This window comes from Arthrobacter sp. B2I5 (assembly GCF_030816735.1).
In the GTDB taxonomy this organism is placed as follows: Bacteria; Actinomycetota; Actinomycetes; order Actinomycetales; family Micrococcaceae; genus Arthrobacter.
In genome coordinates, this window is sequence record NZ_JAUSYF010000001.1 from 3,875,003 (window position 1) to 3,887,987 (window position 12,985).

Here is a 12,985-nt window from a genome sequence, read left to right on the forward strand (position 1 = left end):
AGTGCGCTTGCTAGGTGAGGTTGATGTGGTGACCATCACACTAGTAAGGTTGCTGCCGGGAATGCAAGCGTTTACATCAAAAAGTTACCAGAGGGGAACCAAATGCCCGATACATCCGTTCCGGCGCCCCGCCCAACACCATCACCCTGGTGGGCCGACGCCGTTGTCTACCAGATCTACCCCCGCTCCTTTGCCGACGGCAACGGTGATGGAATGGGTGACCTGCGCGGCGTCCGGAACCGGTTACCTTATCTCGAAGGGCTGGGCGTGGACGCCATCTGGCTGTCGCCGTTCTACAAGTCGCCGCAGGCCGACGGCGGCTACGACGTTGCGGACTACAGGCAGGTGGACCCGCTGTTCGGTTCGCTGGCGGACTTCGACGCCATGTTGCAGGAAGCTCACCGCCGCGGACTGAAGGTCATCGTTGACCTGGTGCCCAACCACACTTCGGACGAGCATGCCTGGTTCCGGGAAGCGCTGGCGGCAGCGCCGGGAAGTCCTGAACGTGACCGTTACATCTTCCGGGACGGCAAGGATGAGGTGCCGGGATCCGGTGACGGAAGGCGGGCACCCAACAACTGGAAATCCATTTTTGGCGGGCCCGCCTGGAGCCGCGTGACCGGGTCGGACGGATCTCCCGGCCAGTGGTACCTTCACCTCTTCGACACCAAGCAGCCGGACCTGAACTGGGAGAACCCGGAAGTACACGAGGAGATGCGTTCGGTACTGCGCTTCTGGCTGGACCGCGGCGCGGACGGCTTCCGTGTGGACGTTGCCCACGGCCTGGTCAAGGAGGCAGGACTTCCGGATTGGGAGGGAGCAGCTGCGATGGTGGAAGGAACTTCCGCTCCGCGCCGGGAGAGCCACTTGCCCGGCGATGCTCCACACGCCCACACCGACGCCGAGGAACCGCACCGGGCTGTCTCCCCGATGTATCCGCCGTCACCGTTCTTCGACCAGGACGGCGTCCATGCCATCTACCGCGACTGGAACCGGGTCCTGGCAGAATACAGCGGGGACCGGATGATGGTGGCCGAGGCCTGGGTGGAACCGGCCGAGCGGCTGGCCAGGTATGTCAGGCCCGATGAGATGCAGCAGGCCTTCAACTTCGATTTCCTGCTGGCCGGCTGGGACGCCGAACGCATGGCTGAGGCCATCGAGGCATCCTTGGCAGCGGCAGCATCCGTGGGGGCGCCATGCACCTGGGTCCTCAGCAACCACGACACCGTGCGGCACAGCACGCGCTTTGGGCTCAAGGATCCCACCACGTTCCCCAAGGGCATCGGCGCTGGAGACGAACAACCCGATCCGGCCCTGGGCCTTGCCCGGGCACGGGCGGCCACGCTGGTTGCGCTGGCTCTTCCGGGGTCGGCCTACCTTTACCAGGGCGAGGAGCTGGGCCTTCCGGAGCACACCACCCTTCCCGACTCCGCCCGGCAGGACCCAACCTTCTTCCGCACCCAGGGTGCCGAGATCGGCCGGGACGGCTGCCGCGTCCCGCTGCCGTGGGCAGCGGACCAACCCGGTTTCGGTTTCTCTGGAGATCTGTCCGGGGACGTTCCCGCACCGTGGCTCCCGCAGCCGGAAAGCTTCGGTCCCCTGGCCGCCGACCAGCAGGACGGCGAGGAGGGCTCAACGCTGGAGCTATACCGGGCCGCCCTGGCCTTCAGGTCAGCCCGGCAGCTGGGCCGCGGCAGCGTGCAGTGGACTGACGGGCACGCGCCGGACAGCGGGCTGCTGGCCTTCCGGAACGGCCAGGTGGTGGTGCTGTCCAACATGGGCTTCGCCTCAGCCCCCGTGCCCGAAGGTTACGCCGTTGTGCTGTCCAGCGGTCCTGAACCGGCCGAAGACTGGGCCGGAATGCGGGAGGTTCCCGTGGACTGCACCGTGTACCTGCAGAGGGTGTAGCGGCAAAAAGGCTTCAGCGGACCCGCTCGGCGCGGCCGAAGCGGGTCCGCGCGCCTGCCCCGATGTGGATGAGGACGGGGGTCTCCTTGCCCACGACAGTTTCCAGGGCGGCCAGCAGCCCGGCGACCTCGGCTGCGAGCAGGTGCGGGGCCACCCCCTGGCGCGGCAGCAGGCGTACCTTCAACGCCGGCGAACCTTTCACGTCGTAGGTGGTCACGGTTGCACCGGCAAGGTCCGGCCGTCCCTCGAGGGCCTGCCTCAATGCCTGCTCCGCTACCCCGCCGCCAATCCGGACGTCGCCCGGGGTGTCGCCGGGATCGTATTCGGCGGCCAGCAGGTTTGACCGCCCTTTTCCTTGCTGGGCAATCCAGGCAACCATCAGCCCCATCAGTGCCAGGAGCGCCAGTGCCGCCACAATCCACAACCAGCTTTCCGGGCGGCCAGGGAAACGGGTGGAGTCGAAGAGCCGGTTAATGCCGTTCCACGCCCCGGCGGACCAGGAGTGCCACCAGGAAGCCACCGGAGGAAGGGTGGCCAGCAGCACCAGCAGGACGCCCACCCCCAGCAGGATCAGGCCCAGCACGGTGAGCAGGATGCGGTTGAGCAGCGCGGGCGTGCTGTTCATGCTCCGATCACCCCGGAAGCAGTGACATTGACGCGGGGAACCGGTGCAGGTTCCAGCAGCATCTGGTCCAGTTCGTCACGGACGGCTTCAAGCACCCTGTCCTGGTCCACGGGAACACCGGAGGTGGGCCGGACGTTGACCAGCACCTGCCGCTGGGAAACAACCACCATGACCTGTTCGGGAGTGACGTTGGCGGCGAGCCTGGCGCGGCGGGCGAGGGAGGATGCGATTACCTCGTCGTCCACCACCACGGCCGGGAGCCTCTCCCCGCGTGCACCGGCGAGGAGATGGCGGGCCCGCTTTCCCGGGAGGATGCCGTTAAGAAGGAAGATCAGGCCCACCATCGCCAGCACGGCACCGAGCGCGGCAAGCAACAGCGGTGAGGTTCCGGCAGGAAGATCCACGATGCGCTGGGCCGCCACCTGTGGCTCAATCAGCCACGCCGGCTGACCCACGGCGTGGACTCCCGATTCGAGGACACCGTAGGCGGCCAGCACCAGGACAAGGACAGCGGCAACAACGGACACCGCGGCCCGCGCGGAATGGGTCTCGCGGTACACGATCCTGCGCATGTCCGGCCCGTTGCTTCTGCCCGGTGAGCTGTCCGCCCGGCGGTCTTCCACTGTGCTGCTCACCGCACCCGTCCTCCTGTGCTGATCCTTGCCCCGCTGATGCGGATGTCCACCCGGCTCAGCCGGGAACCACTCAACTCCGAGACGGTGGCCAGGATGCTTGCCTTAGCACTGACAGTGCGGTCCCAGATGGACCCGCCCAACGCCTCCACCCTTGCCGGATCCAGTACCACGGACTGCAAAGGCGGGACGCTGATGGGGCTGACGAGGGACAAAGCCAGCAGGCCGTCGTCGTCCGTCCAGTCCGCCCGCACGTCCTCGGCGTCCACGCCGAGGGCCTGGGCCGCGGCAGCTCTGGCAAGGCTTGTCAGGGCCTGGGTGCTGATCCGGTTATGGCCGCTGAGCGCCTGCCCACGCACAACGGGCGCGGGCGAGCTCATGAGGACGAGCGCCGGCCGGTGACGGCATCGAACACCCCGCGCAGGTCAAGCTTCCCTTCGGCGGCACGGCCCAGGAGCGCTCCGATGGCCATGAACAGCAGGGAGACAAGGAAGCCCCACAGGCCGAACTGCAGGGACATGAAGGCCACGAAGGCGCCCATGGCGGTGCCCGCAACGGTGAGGTTCACAGCAGCGCCTCCCGTTCGGGTGCAGCGGGCGCCGTGGTCTTGACCGGCGGCGGCACGTAGACGTCCGTGATCTCGACATTCACTTCGATGACCTGCAGCCCCACCAGTTCCTCGACGGCGCGGTAAACAGCGGCCCGGACATCATTGGCAAGTGCATGAAGCGGTGTGCCATAACTTGCCACCAGGGTGATATCAACAGCTACCTGCGTTTCGCCCACTTCCGCGTGGACACCGGCAGCGTGATCGGAACTTCCCACGGCGTCGCGGATGGCGCCCAGGGCACGGGACGGGCCCGAACCCAGGGAGTAGACGCCGGGAACCGAACGCGCGGCGATTCCCGCCACCTTTGCCACGGCAGTCTCTGAAATTACCGTCCGGCCCGGACCCGGCGCCGGGCTTGCGGCGGGACGGTTTGGCACCACGGGTTGTGGGTTCTGGTATTCCATCAGGCACTCCCCCTTCTGTTGTTTCCACCCTATCCCCAGCCCGCGGCAGATGCGCTGGAAAGTCCGCGGCCCGCCGCCAGGGAATTGGGACGTCCCGGCGGGGAACAACCCGGTTAAAAGGAACAGGCGGGGAGCCCTGAAGGACTCCCCGCCTGGATCAGTGCCGCGTGGAGCGGCGGGTGCGGTGCGGGCCTACTTGTAGAGGCCCTCACCGCCAACCCTGACGTTGGTGGGCAGGTAGCCGAACGGGCCGAGGCCATTGCGGCCAAAGCTCCTGTCCACCTGGGATACGCCGTCACGGAAGTTGATCTTCACCGTCGGTGACAGGGAACCGCCGCGGACGCCGTTGACGTTGTCGATGAAGGACTGCACCAGGCCGCCGGGCTGGACGTAGTGCGAATATGCCTGGAACTGCCGGCCGTTCTGCTTGGCGGACGGGCTCTCCGGGGCATTGGCGGGAAGGTTGAGGTCCGTCGGGGACCCCAGCGCCAGGCCGCTGTTGTTCATGGGCTGGTAGTCGGAGCGGACACCATCGCCCACGAAGCCGTAGACGCCGTCGGGACCGCGCATGCCGGCTGCGTAGGTGAACTGGTGGCTGATGGTGAACAGGTAGTACTTGTTCTTGCCGCCCTCATTCTGGATGAAGATCTGCGGACGCTCCGTCTGGTCGTTCACGCAGTTGGCGGAGAGGATGGGCGGCAGGAAGGACCACTTGGTGAGGTCCTTGTTGTCCGCCACGGCCAGTCCCACGTTTGCGGTCTGGTAGTACGCGCCGCTGTTCTGGACATCGTTGACGTTTTCGGCGTGGGGGTCGCCCGGCTGGTAGCCGAGGTCCTCGCCCTTGCACTGGTAGTCGCCGCGGTTGCCGCCGGTGTTGCCTTCGAACACCATGAAGGTCTTTCCAGGGTGGGCCGGGTCGGCGAAGGTGTAGGGGTCGCGGAAAGCGAAGCCGGGGTTCTGTGCCTTGGTCTGGTACATCTTTCCGTCCGGCTCCAGCAGCTTGGTGTGCTGGAAGCCGTCGAACGTGACGCCGTTCTGGTCCGCGTGGATGTTGCCCAGGGCCTTGGCGATGGCTGCGTCGGGAGCAATCCCGCCGCCGCCCGCGTTCCGCTCAGCCACGTCGTAGAAGGTGGTGGCCGTGTAGAAGACGTTTACGTGGTTGCCCTGCATGAGGCGGGTCGACCCGGACCACTCGGTGTTGCCGATCGAGGTGTTGTCCAGGAACAGATGGCCGCCGTAGTTCCACTTGTCCTTGGCCGGGTCCGCATTGGTCTTCCGGAAGAAGTAGCCGATCCTGGCGTTCCAGTGGCGCTGGTCGAAGCCGTAGCCGGCATGGCGGTCAGCCACCAGGGAGAAGATGACGTCCCAGCCCTTGTAGCTGATCTGGTTGGCGTTCTCGTCCGTCAGGGACCAGGTGTCCCAGACCCAGACGTCGTCATTCATGGTGGGGAAATCCTCCGGGATTTCCGGCATGGTGACGTCCGGGCTCATGGAGTTTGTGCCCGGGGAGACCGACTCGTCGCTCTGCGCCATGATCTGCTTGGCGTCCGCGCGGGTCCACTTGGAGGTGAAGTTCGACGCCGGATCGAGGGCCTGCTGGGTGTGTTGCGTCGGCAGGGGGAAGCCTTGGGTGGGGGCCGGCATCTGCTGGACGGCGGGCGGGTCGGAGGGCTCGTTGGCCTGGGCCGAGGGGACGGCCAGGAAGGCCGAGGCCGCAACGGCTGCCGCCAGTGCCGCGGCGGCGGGGCGCCACCGCAGCAGCCGGTGTTGGGGGTGCTTGTGCATATCTTGCTCTTCTCGCGGAGTTGTAACTGTTCGTGGAAGACGGGCGTATGCCCATGCCCCGAAACAACCGCGGACCCGGCAACACCGCAGGCGTCATCAGGGACGCCGTTGTGTTGGGGTATCAGGGCCTGGGTGCGGCCCTGGTGGCCGATGGAAAGCATGCTTCCCCTTGGCCGCGCTCCACGCTAGACGGGGTGCCGCAGGCAGTTCAAACCCTGTTTCACCAGCCAAATCCAGCTACTGCCGAGTAGGGTGCAAGCGCTTACGCAAGCCAATGCGCGCGCGTGCCACATCGGTTTGGCAAATATCAAATGTTTCAATCGGCACCCCAGAGAATTCTTGAGTGGGAGCGCCGTTGTCGCCGCGGTCACAGCTACCGCGCCGCGCAACACGAACGGGGCCGGTTGTGGGCCCTCGCGCTTCAGGTCCTCATTCGTAGGCAGGTGCCGTCGTGGACCTCGCTGCCGGCGAACGGCGGCTAACCCGGTCGACCGCCCATCGATTGCTCCGTAGGTGTCGTTTAGGACCCCGAAAACGACACTTATGGAGCAATCGATGAAGAGGGGTTAAATGAAGAAAAGCACCAGTTCCGAAGAACTGATGCTTCCCAGTGGTGGCTCCGACCGGCGTCGATCCGGTGACCTTTCGATTTTCAGTCGAACGCTCTACCAACTGAGCTACAGAGCCTAGGTGACTAGTCACCATGACAGCCGGAATTTCTTCCAACAATCAGAGCGACCCTGACGGGACTTGAACCCGCGACCTCCGCCGTGACAGGGCGGCGCGCTAACCAACTGCGCTACAGGGCCTTGCGTTTCTTGCTTTTGCAGTATCTCTACCGCTTTTTTCAAGGCTTCCAGCCTACCAGACTTTTTCAGCCTGCTTGACCAGTTCCTTGCGTACCCCCAACGGGATTCGAACCCGTGCCGCCGCCGTGAAAGGGCGGTGTCCTAGGCCGCTAGACGATGGGGGCCAGAACCCGTTCGGAACAAAATAAAAGGCGTCAAGCGAGGCTTTCCGTCTTTGTCCTTTGCGTTTCTCCGAACTGGACTCTAAAACTATAGGGCCTCATCAGGAATTATCCAAAATCGGCGAAAAACCGCGCCGTTTGGCCGCCGGACGGGCCAAGATGGACGGATGGATGCCGTCGCAGCGCTCAATGAGATTGCTTTCTGGCTGGAGCGCGGACGCGCCGCCACCTTCAAGGTCCAGGCCTTTCGCAAAGCGGCGGCCGCCATCGGCCCCCTTGGCCCTGACGAAGTGGCCAACCGGGCCCGGACCGGACGGCTGAAGTCCATGAAGGGCATCGGCGACCGCACCTACGCGGTGATCAGGCAGGCGGTGGACGGCCAGGTCCCCGATTACCTGGCGGACCTCCGGGAGAAAGGTGCCACGCCGCTGGCCTCCGGGGGCACGGAAATCCGTGAGGCACTGAGAGGGGACCTTCACAGCCACAGCGAATGGTCCGACGGCGGCTCCCCCATTGAGCTGATGGTGGCTGCAGCGGAGGTGCTGGGCCGGGAGTACCTGGCCCTGACGGACCACTCCCCCAACCTCACCATCGCCAACGGACTGTCGGCAGAGCGCCTGCTGGACCAGCTGGACGTTGTGGCAGCGGTCAACGGCAACGGCGGGGGCACCCGGCTCCTGACAGGGATCGAAGTGGACATCCTGGAGTCCGGCCGGCTGGACCAGGAACCGGAGCTGCTGGACCGCCTGGACATCGTGGTGGCCAGCGTCCATTCAAAGCTGCGCGCCGACAGGAAGACCATGACCGCCCGGATGCTCGGCGGCATCCAGGATCCGCACACCAACGTCCTGGGCCACTGCACCGGCCGGCTGGTGGAGGGCTCACGCGGAACCCGGCCGCCGTCGGAGTTTGACGCGAAGGAGGTGTTCGCAGCCTGCGCCGAGCATCACGTGGCGGTGGAAATCAACTCGCGGCCCGAACGCCAGGACCCACCCGATGCCCTGATCCAGCTGGCACTGGAGGCCGGCTGCCTGTTCTCGATCGACAGCGACGCCCACGCACCCGGGCAGCTGGATTTCCTGCAGTACGGCGCCGAACGGGCGGCCCGCAACGGCGTGCCGGCTGAACGGATCATCACCACCTGGCCGGTGGAAGAACTGCTTGCCTGGGCGGGCAAGGGCTAGGGCCGGCGGCGTGGGCAGTCCCCGGGATCCTCCGGGGACTGCAGCTACTTGACGGCGTCGGCCAGCTTCTGCCGGAAGTCCGCCTTGGTGCTCAGTGCCAGTTTCTCGCCGTTGAGGAAGAAGGTGGGCGTGCCGCTGACGCCCAGGGCATTGCCATCGGCGATATCGGCCAGGATGCGTTCCTCGGTTTTCGGGTCGGCGACGGCGGCATCGAACTTTTCGAGGTTGAGGCCCAGTTGCCCGGCGTAGGTCCGGAACAGGGGCGCCTGGGATTGCTGGTTTCCGGCCCACTGGGCCTGGTTGTCGAACAGTTTCCCTGCCATCTGCTGGTACTGGCCCTGTTGCGCGGCAGCTTCCGCTGCGAGCGCCGCCTGGCCGGAATTGGGGTGGGCAGACAACGGAAAATACCTGTTGACGAAAGTGATCCTGTCACCGAACTCGGCTTTGAGCTCCTCCACGAAAGGATGGATGGCGCCGCAGGACGGGCACTCAAAATCCAGGAACTCCACCAACTGCGCCTTTTCCTCACGTGGCGTGGTGAGCCTGTGGCTGTCCGCCCGGACCAACTGTTCCATCCCGGCGGCCGGGGCTGCGGCCTGCCGGGGTTTGGTGGCGGTGAAGAGTGCGTACCAGGCGACGCCACACACCACGATGACGGCCAGCAGGATCCAGATGATTTTCCTGACAAGGCGCGGGGTATTACGGGCAGGAGCCTGGGGGGAGGACATAGTCGGCATCCTAGCCGAGGACAACGGCGTGGCCGATTTCCGCCAGCCCGCGACCCATTGCCGCCGTACATTTGTCTCATGCCGCCGACCAGCCCCCATGAACCGCTGACCACCGCCCCTGCACCGCTGAAGCCCGTGACGGCCCTTGGCGTGGCCGCCATGGTGGTCACGGTGGTTCTGTGGGCGTCGGCGTTCGTTGGAATCCGGGCCATTGGCCCCCACTTCTCCCCCGGCTCCCTGACACTGGGCAGGCTGGCGATTGCCGCCGTCGTGCTGGCCTTCCTGGTGGTGCCGCAACTGCTCAAGAGCCGGGTATTGCCGCGGGGACGGGAATGGCTGCCCATCCTCGCGTATGGCGTGATGTGGTTCGGAGGCTACAACGTGGCCCTGAACGCCGCCGAGCACATCCTCGACGCCGGTACCAGTGCCCTGCTGATCAATGTCAACCCCATCCTGGTGGCAATCATGGCCGGCATCTTCCTCAAGGAAGGCTTCCCGCGCTGGCTGCTCATCGGCAGCACCGTGGCATTCGCGGGCGTCGCGCTGATCGCCCTCGGATCCGGGCAGCCACGTTCCGGGGAAAGTTCGACGGCGGACCTGGCCGGCGTGGCGCTTTGCCTCCTTGCCGCGGTGCTCGCCGCAGTCAGCGTCATCATCCAGAAGCCTGTGGTCAGGAAATTCCCGGCCGCGCAGGCAACCTGGTTTGGCATCGTGGTGGGAGCCTTGTGCTGCCTGCCCTTCGCCGGCCAACTGGCGTCCGAAGTGCAGGCAGCCCCCGCACAGGCCACGCTGGGGCTGGTGTACCTGGGTGTTTTCCCCACCGCCATCGCCTTCACCACCTGGGCATATGCGTTGTCACTGGTGGACGCAGGGAAGCTGGCCGCCACCACGTACCTGGTCCCCGGCACCACGGTTTTCATCTCATGGCTCCTGCTTGGCGAGATCCCCACCGCCTGGGGACTGGTGGGCGGCCTGGTGTGCCTGGCGGGAGTGGGGCTCACCCGGCGACGGACCCGGGTCCGCGGACGGCAAGGGCCGCTTCGGCGCTAGAGTCGGGTGTATGCCAGCCAGCCTTCCGCCGGGGCTTCCGATTGTGCCCTCCGGCCCGGGTGAGCCATCCGGGTTCACCATGTCGCCTGACGAGTTCGAGGCCGCCGTCCAGGATGCCCTCAACAGCATTCCGGACCGACTGGCACGGGCCATGGACAATGTGGCCGTGTTCATCGACGACGACTACGTGCCGGGACCGGGCGAAGATCCGGACACAGTGCTGCTGGGACTGTACGAAGGGGTCCCGCTGACCGAGCGTGATTCCTGGTGGGAGGCCGGTTCCCTGCCGGACCGGATAACAATCTTCCGCGAACCGATCCTTGAGATCTGCGGGTCCAGGGACGACGTGATCCACGAGGTGGCCGTCACCGTGGTGCACGAGATCGCGCACCACTTCGGCATCTCGGATGACCGGCTGCACGAGCTGGGCTGGGGCTAGCCTTGTAGGCATGGAACATGACCACAGCCACAGCCACGGAATCACCGCCACCGGGCGGCACCGGAAACGCCTCGTGGCCGTCCTGGGGATCACGCTTGGCGTGGTGGTCATCCAGATCATCGGGGCTGTACTATCCGGATCACTCTCGCTGCTCGCAGACGCAGGACATATGCTGTCGGACGCGGCAGGTGTCACCATCGCCCTCCTCGCCTCCTGGATTGCGGGCCGCCCGGCAAGCGCCCAGCGGACATACGGCTATCAGCGCGCGGAAGTCCTCGCGGCCCTGGCCAATGCACTGATCCTGATCGTGATCTCCGTAGTCATCTTCACCGAAGCGGTCCGCCGGTTCGGTGCACCGCCGGAAGTGCAGACGGACATCATGCTTTTTGCCGCCATCCTGGGCGCCGTGGCCAACCTGGTGTCGCTCGTGATCCTGCGCACAGCACAGGACGAAAGCCTGAACGTCCGCGGCGCCTACCTGGAAGTGCTGGGCGACCTCCTTGGTTCAGTGGCCGTCATCATCGCGGCGGCAGTGATCATGCTGACCGGTTTCCAGGCAGCGGACACCATTGCCTCCGTCCTGATCGCCCTGATGATCCTGCCGCGGGCCTGGAGCCTGCTGCGCGATGTGGTCGATGTGCTGCTGGAAGCCAGCCCCAAAGGCGTGGAGGTGCAGATGATCCGCGAGCACATCCTGTCAGTTGCCGGCGTCACGGACGTGCATGACATCCATATCTGGACCATCACCTCCGGCGTCCCCGTGTTCTCAGCCCACGTTGTGGTGGAGGACGGAGTGCTCAACGCGCGGGGCGCCGACCAGCTGCTGGACAAGCTCATCACCTGCCTGGGCTCCCATTTCGATACCGACCACTGCACCTTCCAGCTTGAACCGGCCAGCCACTCTGAGCACGAGGCACACCAGCACGCCTGACCACGACACACCCCCGGGCCTCCTCCTAATGACACTCTTGTGGTTTATGTTATTGATGTGACTGCTGTTGCTAATGTGCAGATGGTCACGTAACCTCGGACTGCTGGGGAGCAGCTGAGGGGCATCGTCATGCCGCATCCAGAACCTCACTCCCGGCCTTACCGTTGCGAGGTCTCTGCAGATGGCATTATCCGGATCCGGCCGCAGGACGGCCGTGCTGTGCGCCGCCGTCGTCCTTTTTGCATCCGTGGCAACGCCGGCAGCCGCTGTACCGGCGCCATCTGCCCCGCTGGCCGTTCCGGCCGCACCTGACATGCCTTCGCCGGAGGACATCGCTGCAGCAAAGGCCAGCGAGGCCGCGACGGCGGACCAGGTCAGTGCGATTGAGCGCATCCTTGCCGACGCGTCCACCGCCCAGCAGGCAGCGTTCGCCGTTGCCATGCAGGCCAACAACGCCTACAGCGAGGCACTGGTTGAGCTGCAGCAAAGGACAGAGGCGGCATCCGTTGCCTCTGCCAGGGCCTCGTCCGCCCGTGAGCAGCAGGACAAGGCGCGGAAGCAGGTGGGGCAGCTCGCGGGGGACCTGTACCGCAACGGCGGCCTGAACCCGACTCTCGGGACCTTTGCCAGCGGTGGGGAAAGCCTCCAGCAGGCAGCAACGCTCGAGGCCCTTTCAGCCAGCCGCAGCCGGGCGTTTGAAGCCGCGGACGCCGCGGCCACCGCTTACCGTTCCCTGACCGCAGCTGCCGAAGACGCCACCAAAGCGGCCGACGACGCCGCGAAGACCGCCGAACAACGCAAGTCCCAGGCGGAACAGGCCAACGCCGCGCAGGCCAAGGCCGTGGCAGACGCGAAAGCGCAGCGGACCACCCTGGTGGACCAACTGGCACAGCTCCGCAACACCACCGTTGCGCTCGAATCGGCGCGCGTTGATGCACTGGAGAGGCAACGCGAGGAGGCACGCCTCGCCGCCCTGTCCGCCGCCGCCGACAAGGCCGCACAGGACAAGGCGGCGCAGGACCAGGCAAGCCGGAACCAGTCTGCACAGAACCAGACCGTGCAGAACCAGGCAGCGGGCCAGAACAGCCGTGGACAGGACACGGCACCGGCCGCTCCTGCACCCGTTGTTCCCGCGCCCGTTGCCCCCGCGCCGGCACCAGCTGCCCCTGCACCCGCACCGGCTGCTCCGGCGCCCGTTGCTCCTGCACCCGCAGCACCGGCTCCTCCAGCGCGGGTTGCACCTGCCCCCGCGCCTGCACCCGCGCCGGCCCCGGCACCCGTACCCGCACCCGCGCCATCCACCGGATCAGGCACCTACGAGGCAGCCATCTCCGTCGCGTTGGGAAAGGTGGGGGCCCCGTACTTCTACCAGTGGGGCGGTACCGGCCCTTACGGCTTTGACTGCTCCGGGCTGGTGCAGAACGCGTTCGCGGCAGCCGGCAAGTACCTCCCCCGCACGGCTTCACAGCAATACGCCGCCGCCCCGGTCCACGTCCCCCTTTCGCAGGCGCGCCGCGGCGACCTGCTTGTGTGGGGTTCGGCGCCGAATTTCTACCACGTGGCCATCTACCTGGGGAACGGCCAGGTGGTGCAGGCACTCAACCCGCAGGAGGGCATCACCGTTTCCACCATCAGCTCCATGGTGGGAATGGACCTCTACCCCTATGCGGCCCGCTACTGAACGGCCCGGCTGACCTTACCCATTGCAGGTCCTGCCTG

The 12,985-nt window shown here is 66.0% G+C and carries 13 protein-coding genes and 3 tRNA genes; 6 read left to right on the top strand and 10 right to left on the bottom strand.

Features of this window, described 5'->3' with window-relative positions; translation table 11 throughout:
- Nucleotides 1–102 precede the first annotated feature (102 nt).
- Nucleotides 103–1,908, top strand: coding sequence for a glycoside hydrolase family 13 protein (locus tag QFZ60_RS17950; RefSeq protein ID WP_307092244.1), 1,806 nt, complete (start codon nucleotides 103–105; stop codon nucleotides 1,906–1,908).
- A gap of 13 nt (nucleotides 1,909–1,921) precedes the next feature.
- Here the strand turns inward: QFZ60_RS17950 and QFZ60_RS17955 are convergent, their stop codons facing one another.
- The 9 genes from QFZ60_RS17955 to QFZ60_RS17995 form a co-directional block, all read right to left on the bottom strand.
- A complete protein-coding gene (locus QFZ60_RS17955; RefSeq protein ID WP_307092246.1) occupies nucleotides 1,922–2,533 on the bottom strand; it encodes a hypothetical protein in 612 nt (203 codons plus the stop codon).
- Complete coding sequence (locus QFZ60_RS17960) at nucleotides 2,530–3,168, bottom strand: hypothetical protein (protein ID WP_307092247.1); 639 nt, start codon at nucleotides 3,166–3,168, stop codon at nucleotides 2,530–2,532. Before QFZ60_RS17960 ends, QFZ60_RS17955 begins: the two co-directional genes overlap by 4 nt.
- A complete protein-coding gene (locus tag QFZ60_RS17965) occupies nucleotides 3,165–3,545 on the bottom strand; it encodes a hypothetical protein (RefSeq protein ID WP_307092249.1) in 381 nt (126 codons plus the stop codon). The genes QFZ60_RS17960 and QFZ60_RS17965 overlap by 4 nt, the downstream gene beginning before the upstream one ends.
- Complete coding sequence (locus QFZ60_RS17970; protein WP_142119536.1) at nucleotides 3,542–3,733, bottom strand: hypothetical protein; 192 nt, start codon at nucleotides 3,731–3,733, stop codon at nucleotides 3,542–3,544. Before QFZ60_RS17970 ends, QFZ60_RS17965 begins: the two co-directional genes overlap by 4 nt.
- Nucleotides 3,730–4,179, bottom strand: a complete 450-nt coding sequence (locus QFZ60_RS17975; RefSeq protein ID WP_307092251.1) for an Asp23/Gls24 family envelope stress response protein — start codon at nucleotides 4,177–4,179, stop codon at nucleotides 3,730–3,732. Before QFZ60_RS17975 ends, QFZ60_RS17970 begins: the two co-directional genes overlap by 4 nt.
- Before the next feature lie 192 nt (nucleotides 4,180–4,371).
- The gene (locus QFZ60_RS17980; protein ID WP_307092253.1) at nucleotides 4,372–5,964 is read right to left on the bottom strand and encodes a glycoside hydrolase family 68 protein; all 1,593 of its coding nucleotides are present in this window, start codon (nucleotides 5,962–5,964) and stop codon (nucleotides 4,372–4,374) included.
- 611 nt (nucleotides 5,965–6,575) lie between these two features.
- Nucleotides 6,576–6,651: transfer RNA gene (locus tag QFZ60_RS17985), tRNA-Phe, on the bottom strand.
- 48 nt (nucleotides 6,652–6,699) lie between these two features.
- Nucleotides 6,700–6,773, bottom strand: a tRNA-Asp gene (locus tag QFZ60_RS17990).
- Between the two features lie 91 nt (nucleotides 6,774–6,864).
- A tRNA-Glu gene (locus tag QFZ60_RS17995) sits at nucleotides 6,865–6,937 on the bottom strand.
- Nucleotides 6,938–7,101: 164 nt separating this feature from the next.
- Between QFZ60_RS17995 and QFZ60_RS18000 the strand changes: the two genes are divergently transcribed.
- Nucleotides 7,102–8,118 carry a PHP domain-containing protein gene (locus QFZ60_RS18000; RefSeq protein ID WP_307092255.1) on the top strand — a complete coding sequence of 339 codons (1,017 nt, stop codon included), beginning with the start codon at nucleotides 7,102–7,104 and terminating at the stop codon, nucleotides 8,116–8,118.
- Nucleotides 8,119–8,162: 44 nt separating this feature from the next.
- Here QFZ60_RS18000 and QFZ60_RS18005 read toward each other — a convergent pair whose 3' ends face one another.
- Entirely contained in the window at nucleotides 8,163–8,846 is a 684-nt protein-coding gene (locus QFZ60_RS18005) for a thioredoxin domain-containing protein (RefSeq protein ID WP_307092257.1), read from the bottom strand.
- Nucleotides 8,847–8,924: 78 nt separating this feature from the next.
- Between QFZ60_RS18005 and QFZ60_RS18010 the strand changes: the two genes are divergently transcribed.
- The 4 genes from QFZ60_RS18010 to QFZ60_RS18025 all read left to right on the top strand — a co-directional run bounded on the left by QFZ60_RS18010 (nucleotide 8,925) and on the right by QFZ60_RS18025 (nucleotide 12,947).
- Entirely contained in the window at nucleotides 8,925–9,896 is a 972-nt protein-coding gene (locus tag QFZ60_RS18010; protein ID WP_307092259.1) for a DMT family transporter, read from the top strand.
- A 10-nt stretch (nucleotides 9,897–9,906) separates the two neighbouring features.
- On the top strand, nucleotides 9,907–10,335 hold the full coding sequence (locus QFZ60_RS18015) for a metallopeptidase family protein (protein WP_307092260.1): 429 nt from the start codon (nucleotides 9,907–9,909) through the stop codon (nucleotides 10,333–10,335).
- A gap of 10 nt (nucleotides 10,336–10,345) precedes the next feature.
- Nucleotides 10,346–11,266: a cation diffusion facilitator family transporter gene (locus QFZ60_RS18020; protein ID WP_307092261.1), complete on the top strand. Its 921-nt coding sequence runs from the start codon at nucleotides 10,346–10,348 to the stop codon at nucleotides 11,264–11,266.
- A gap of 181 nt (nucleotides 11,267–11,447) precedes the next feature.
- Nucleotides 11,448–12,947 carry a C40 family peptidase gene (locus QFZ60_RS18025; protein WP_307092263.1) on the top strand — a complete coding sequence of 500 codons (1,500 nt, stop codon included), beginning with the start codon at nucleotides 11,448–11,450 and terminating at the stop codon, nucleotides 12,945–12,947.
- Nucleotides 12,948–12,985: the final 38 nt, after the last annotated feature.

Coding starts and splice junctions, on each gene's coding strand:
- QFZ60_RS18015 (WP_307092260.1), top strand. CDS start 9,907: ATGCCAGCCAGCCTTCCGCCGGGGCTTCCGATTGTGCCCTCCGGCCCG.
- QFZ60_RS17950 (WP_307092244.1), top strand. CDS start 103: ATGCCCGATACATCCGTTCCGGCGCCCCGCCCAACACCATCACCCTGG.
- QFZ60_RS18020 (WP_307092261.1), top strand. CDS start 10,346: ATGGAACATGACCACAGCCACAGCCACGGAATCACCGCCACCGGGCGG.
- QFZ60_RS17975 (WP_307092251.1), bottom strand. CDS start 4,179: ATGGAATACCAGAACCCACAACCCGTGGTGCCAAACCGTCCCGCCGCA.
- QFZ60_RS17955 (WP_307092246.1), bottom strand. CDS start 2,533: ATGAACAGCACGCCCGCGCTGCTCAACCGCATCCTGCTCACCGTGCTG.
- QFZ60_RS18000 (WP_307092255.1), top strand. CDS start 7,102: ATGGATGCCGTCGCAGCGCTCAATGAGATTGCTTTCTGGCTGGAGCGC.
- QFZ60_RS18025 (WP_307092263.1), top strand. CDS start 11,448: ATGGCATTATCCGGATCCGGCCGCAGGACGGCCGTGCTGTGCGCCGCC.
- QFZ60_RS18010 (WP_307092259.1), top strand. CDS start 8,925: ATGCCGCCGACCAGCCCCCATGAACCGCTGACCACCGCCCCTGCACCG.
- QFZ60_RS18005 (WP_307092257.1), bottom strand. CDS start 8,846: ATGTCCTCCCCCCAGGCTCCTGCCCGTAATACCCCGCGCCTTGTCAGG.
- QFZ60_RS17965 (WP_307092249.1), bottom strand. CDS start 3,545: ATGAGCTCGCCCGCGCCCGTTGTGCGTGGGCAGGCGCTCAGCGGCCAT.
- QFZ60_RS17980 (WP_307092253.1), bottom strand. CDS start 5,964: ATGCACAAGCACCCCCAACACCGGCTGCTGCGGTGGCGCCCCGCCGCC.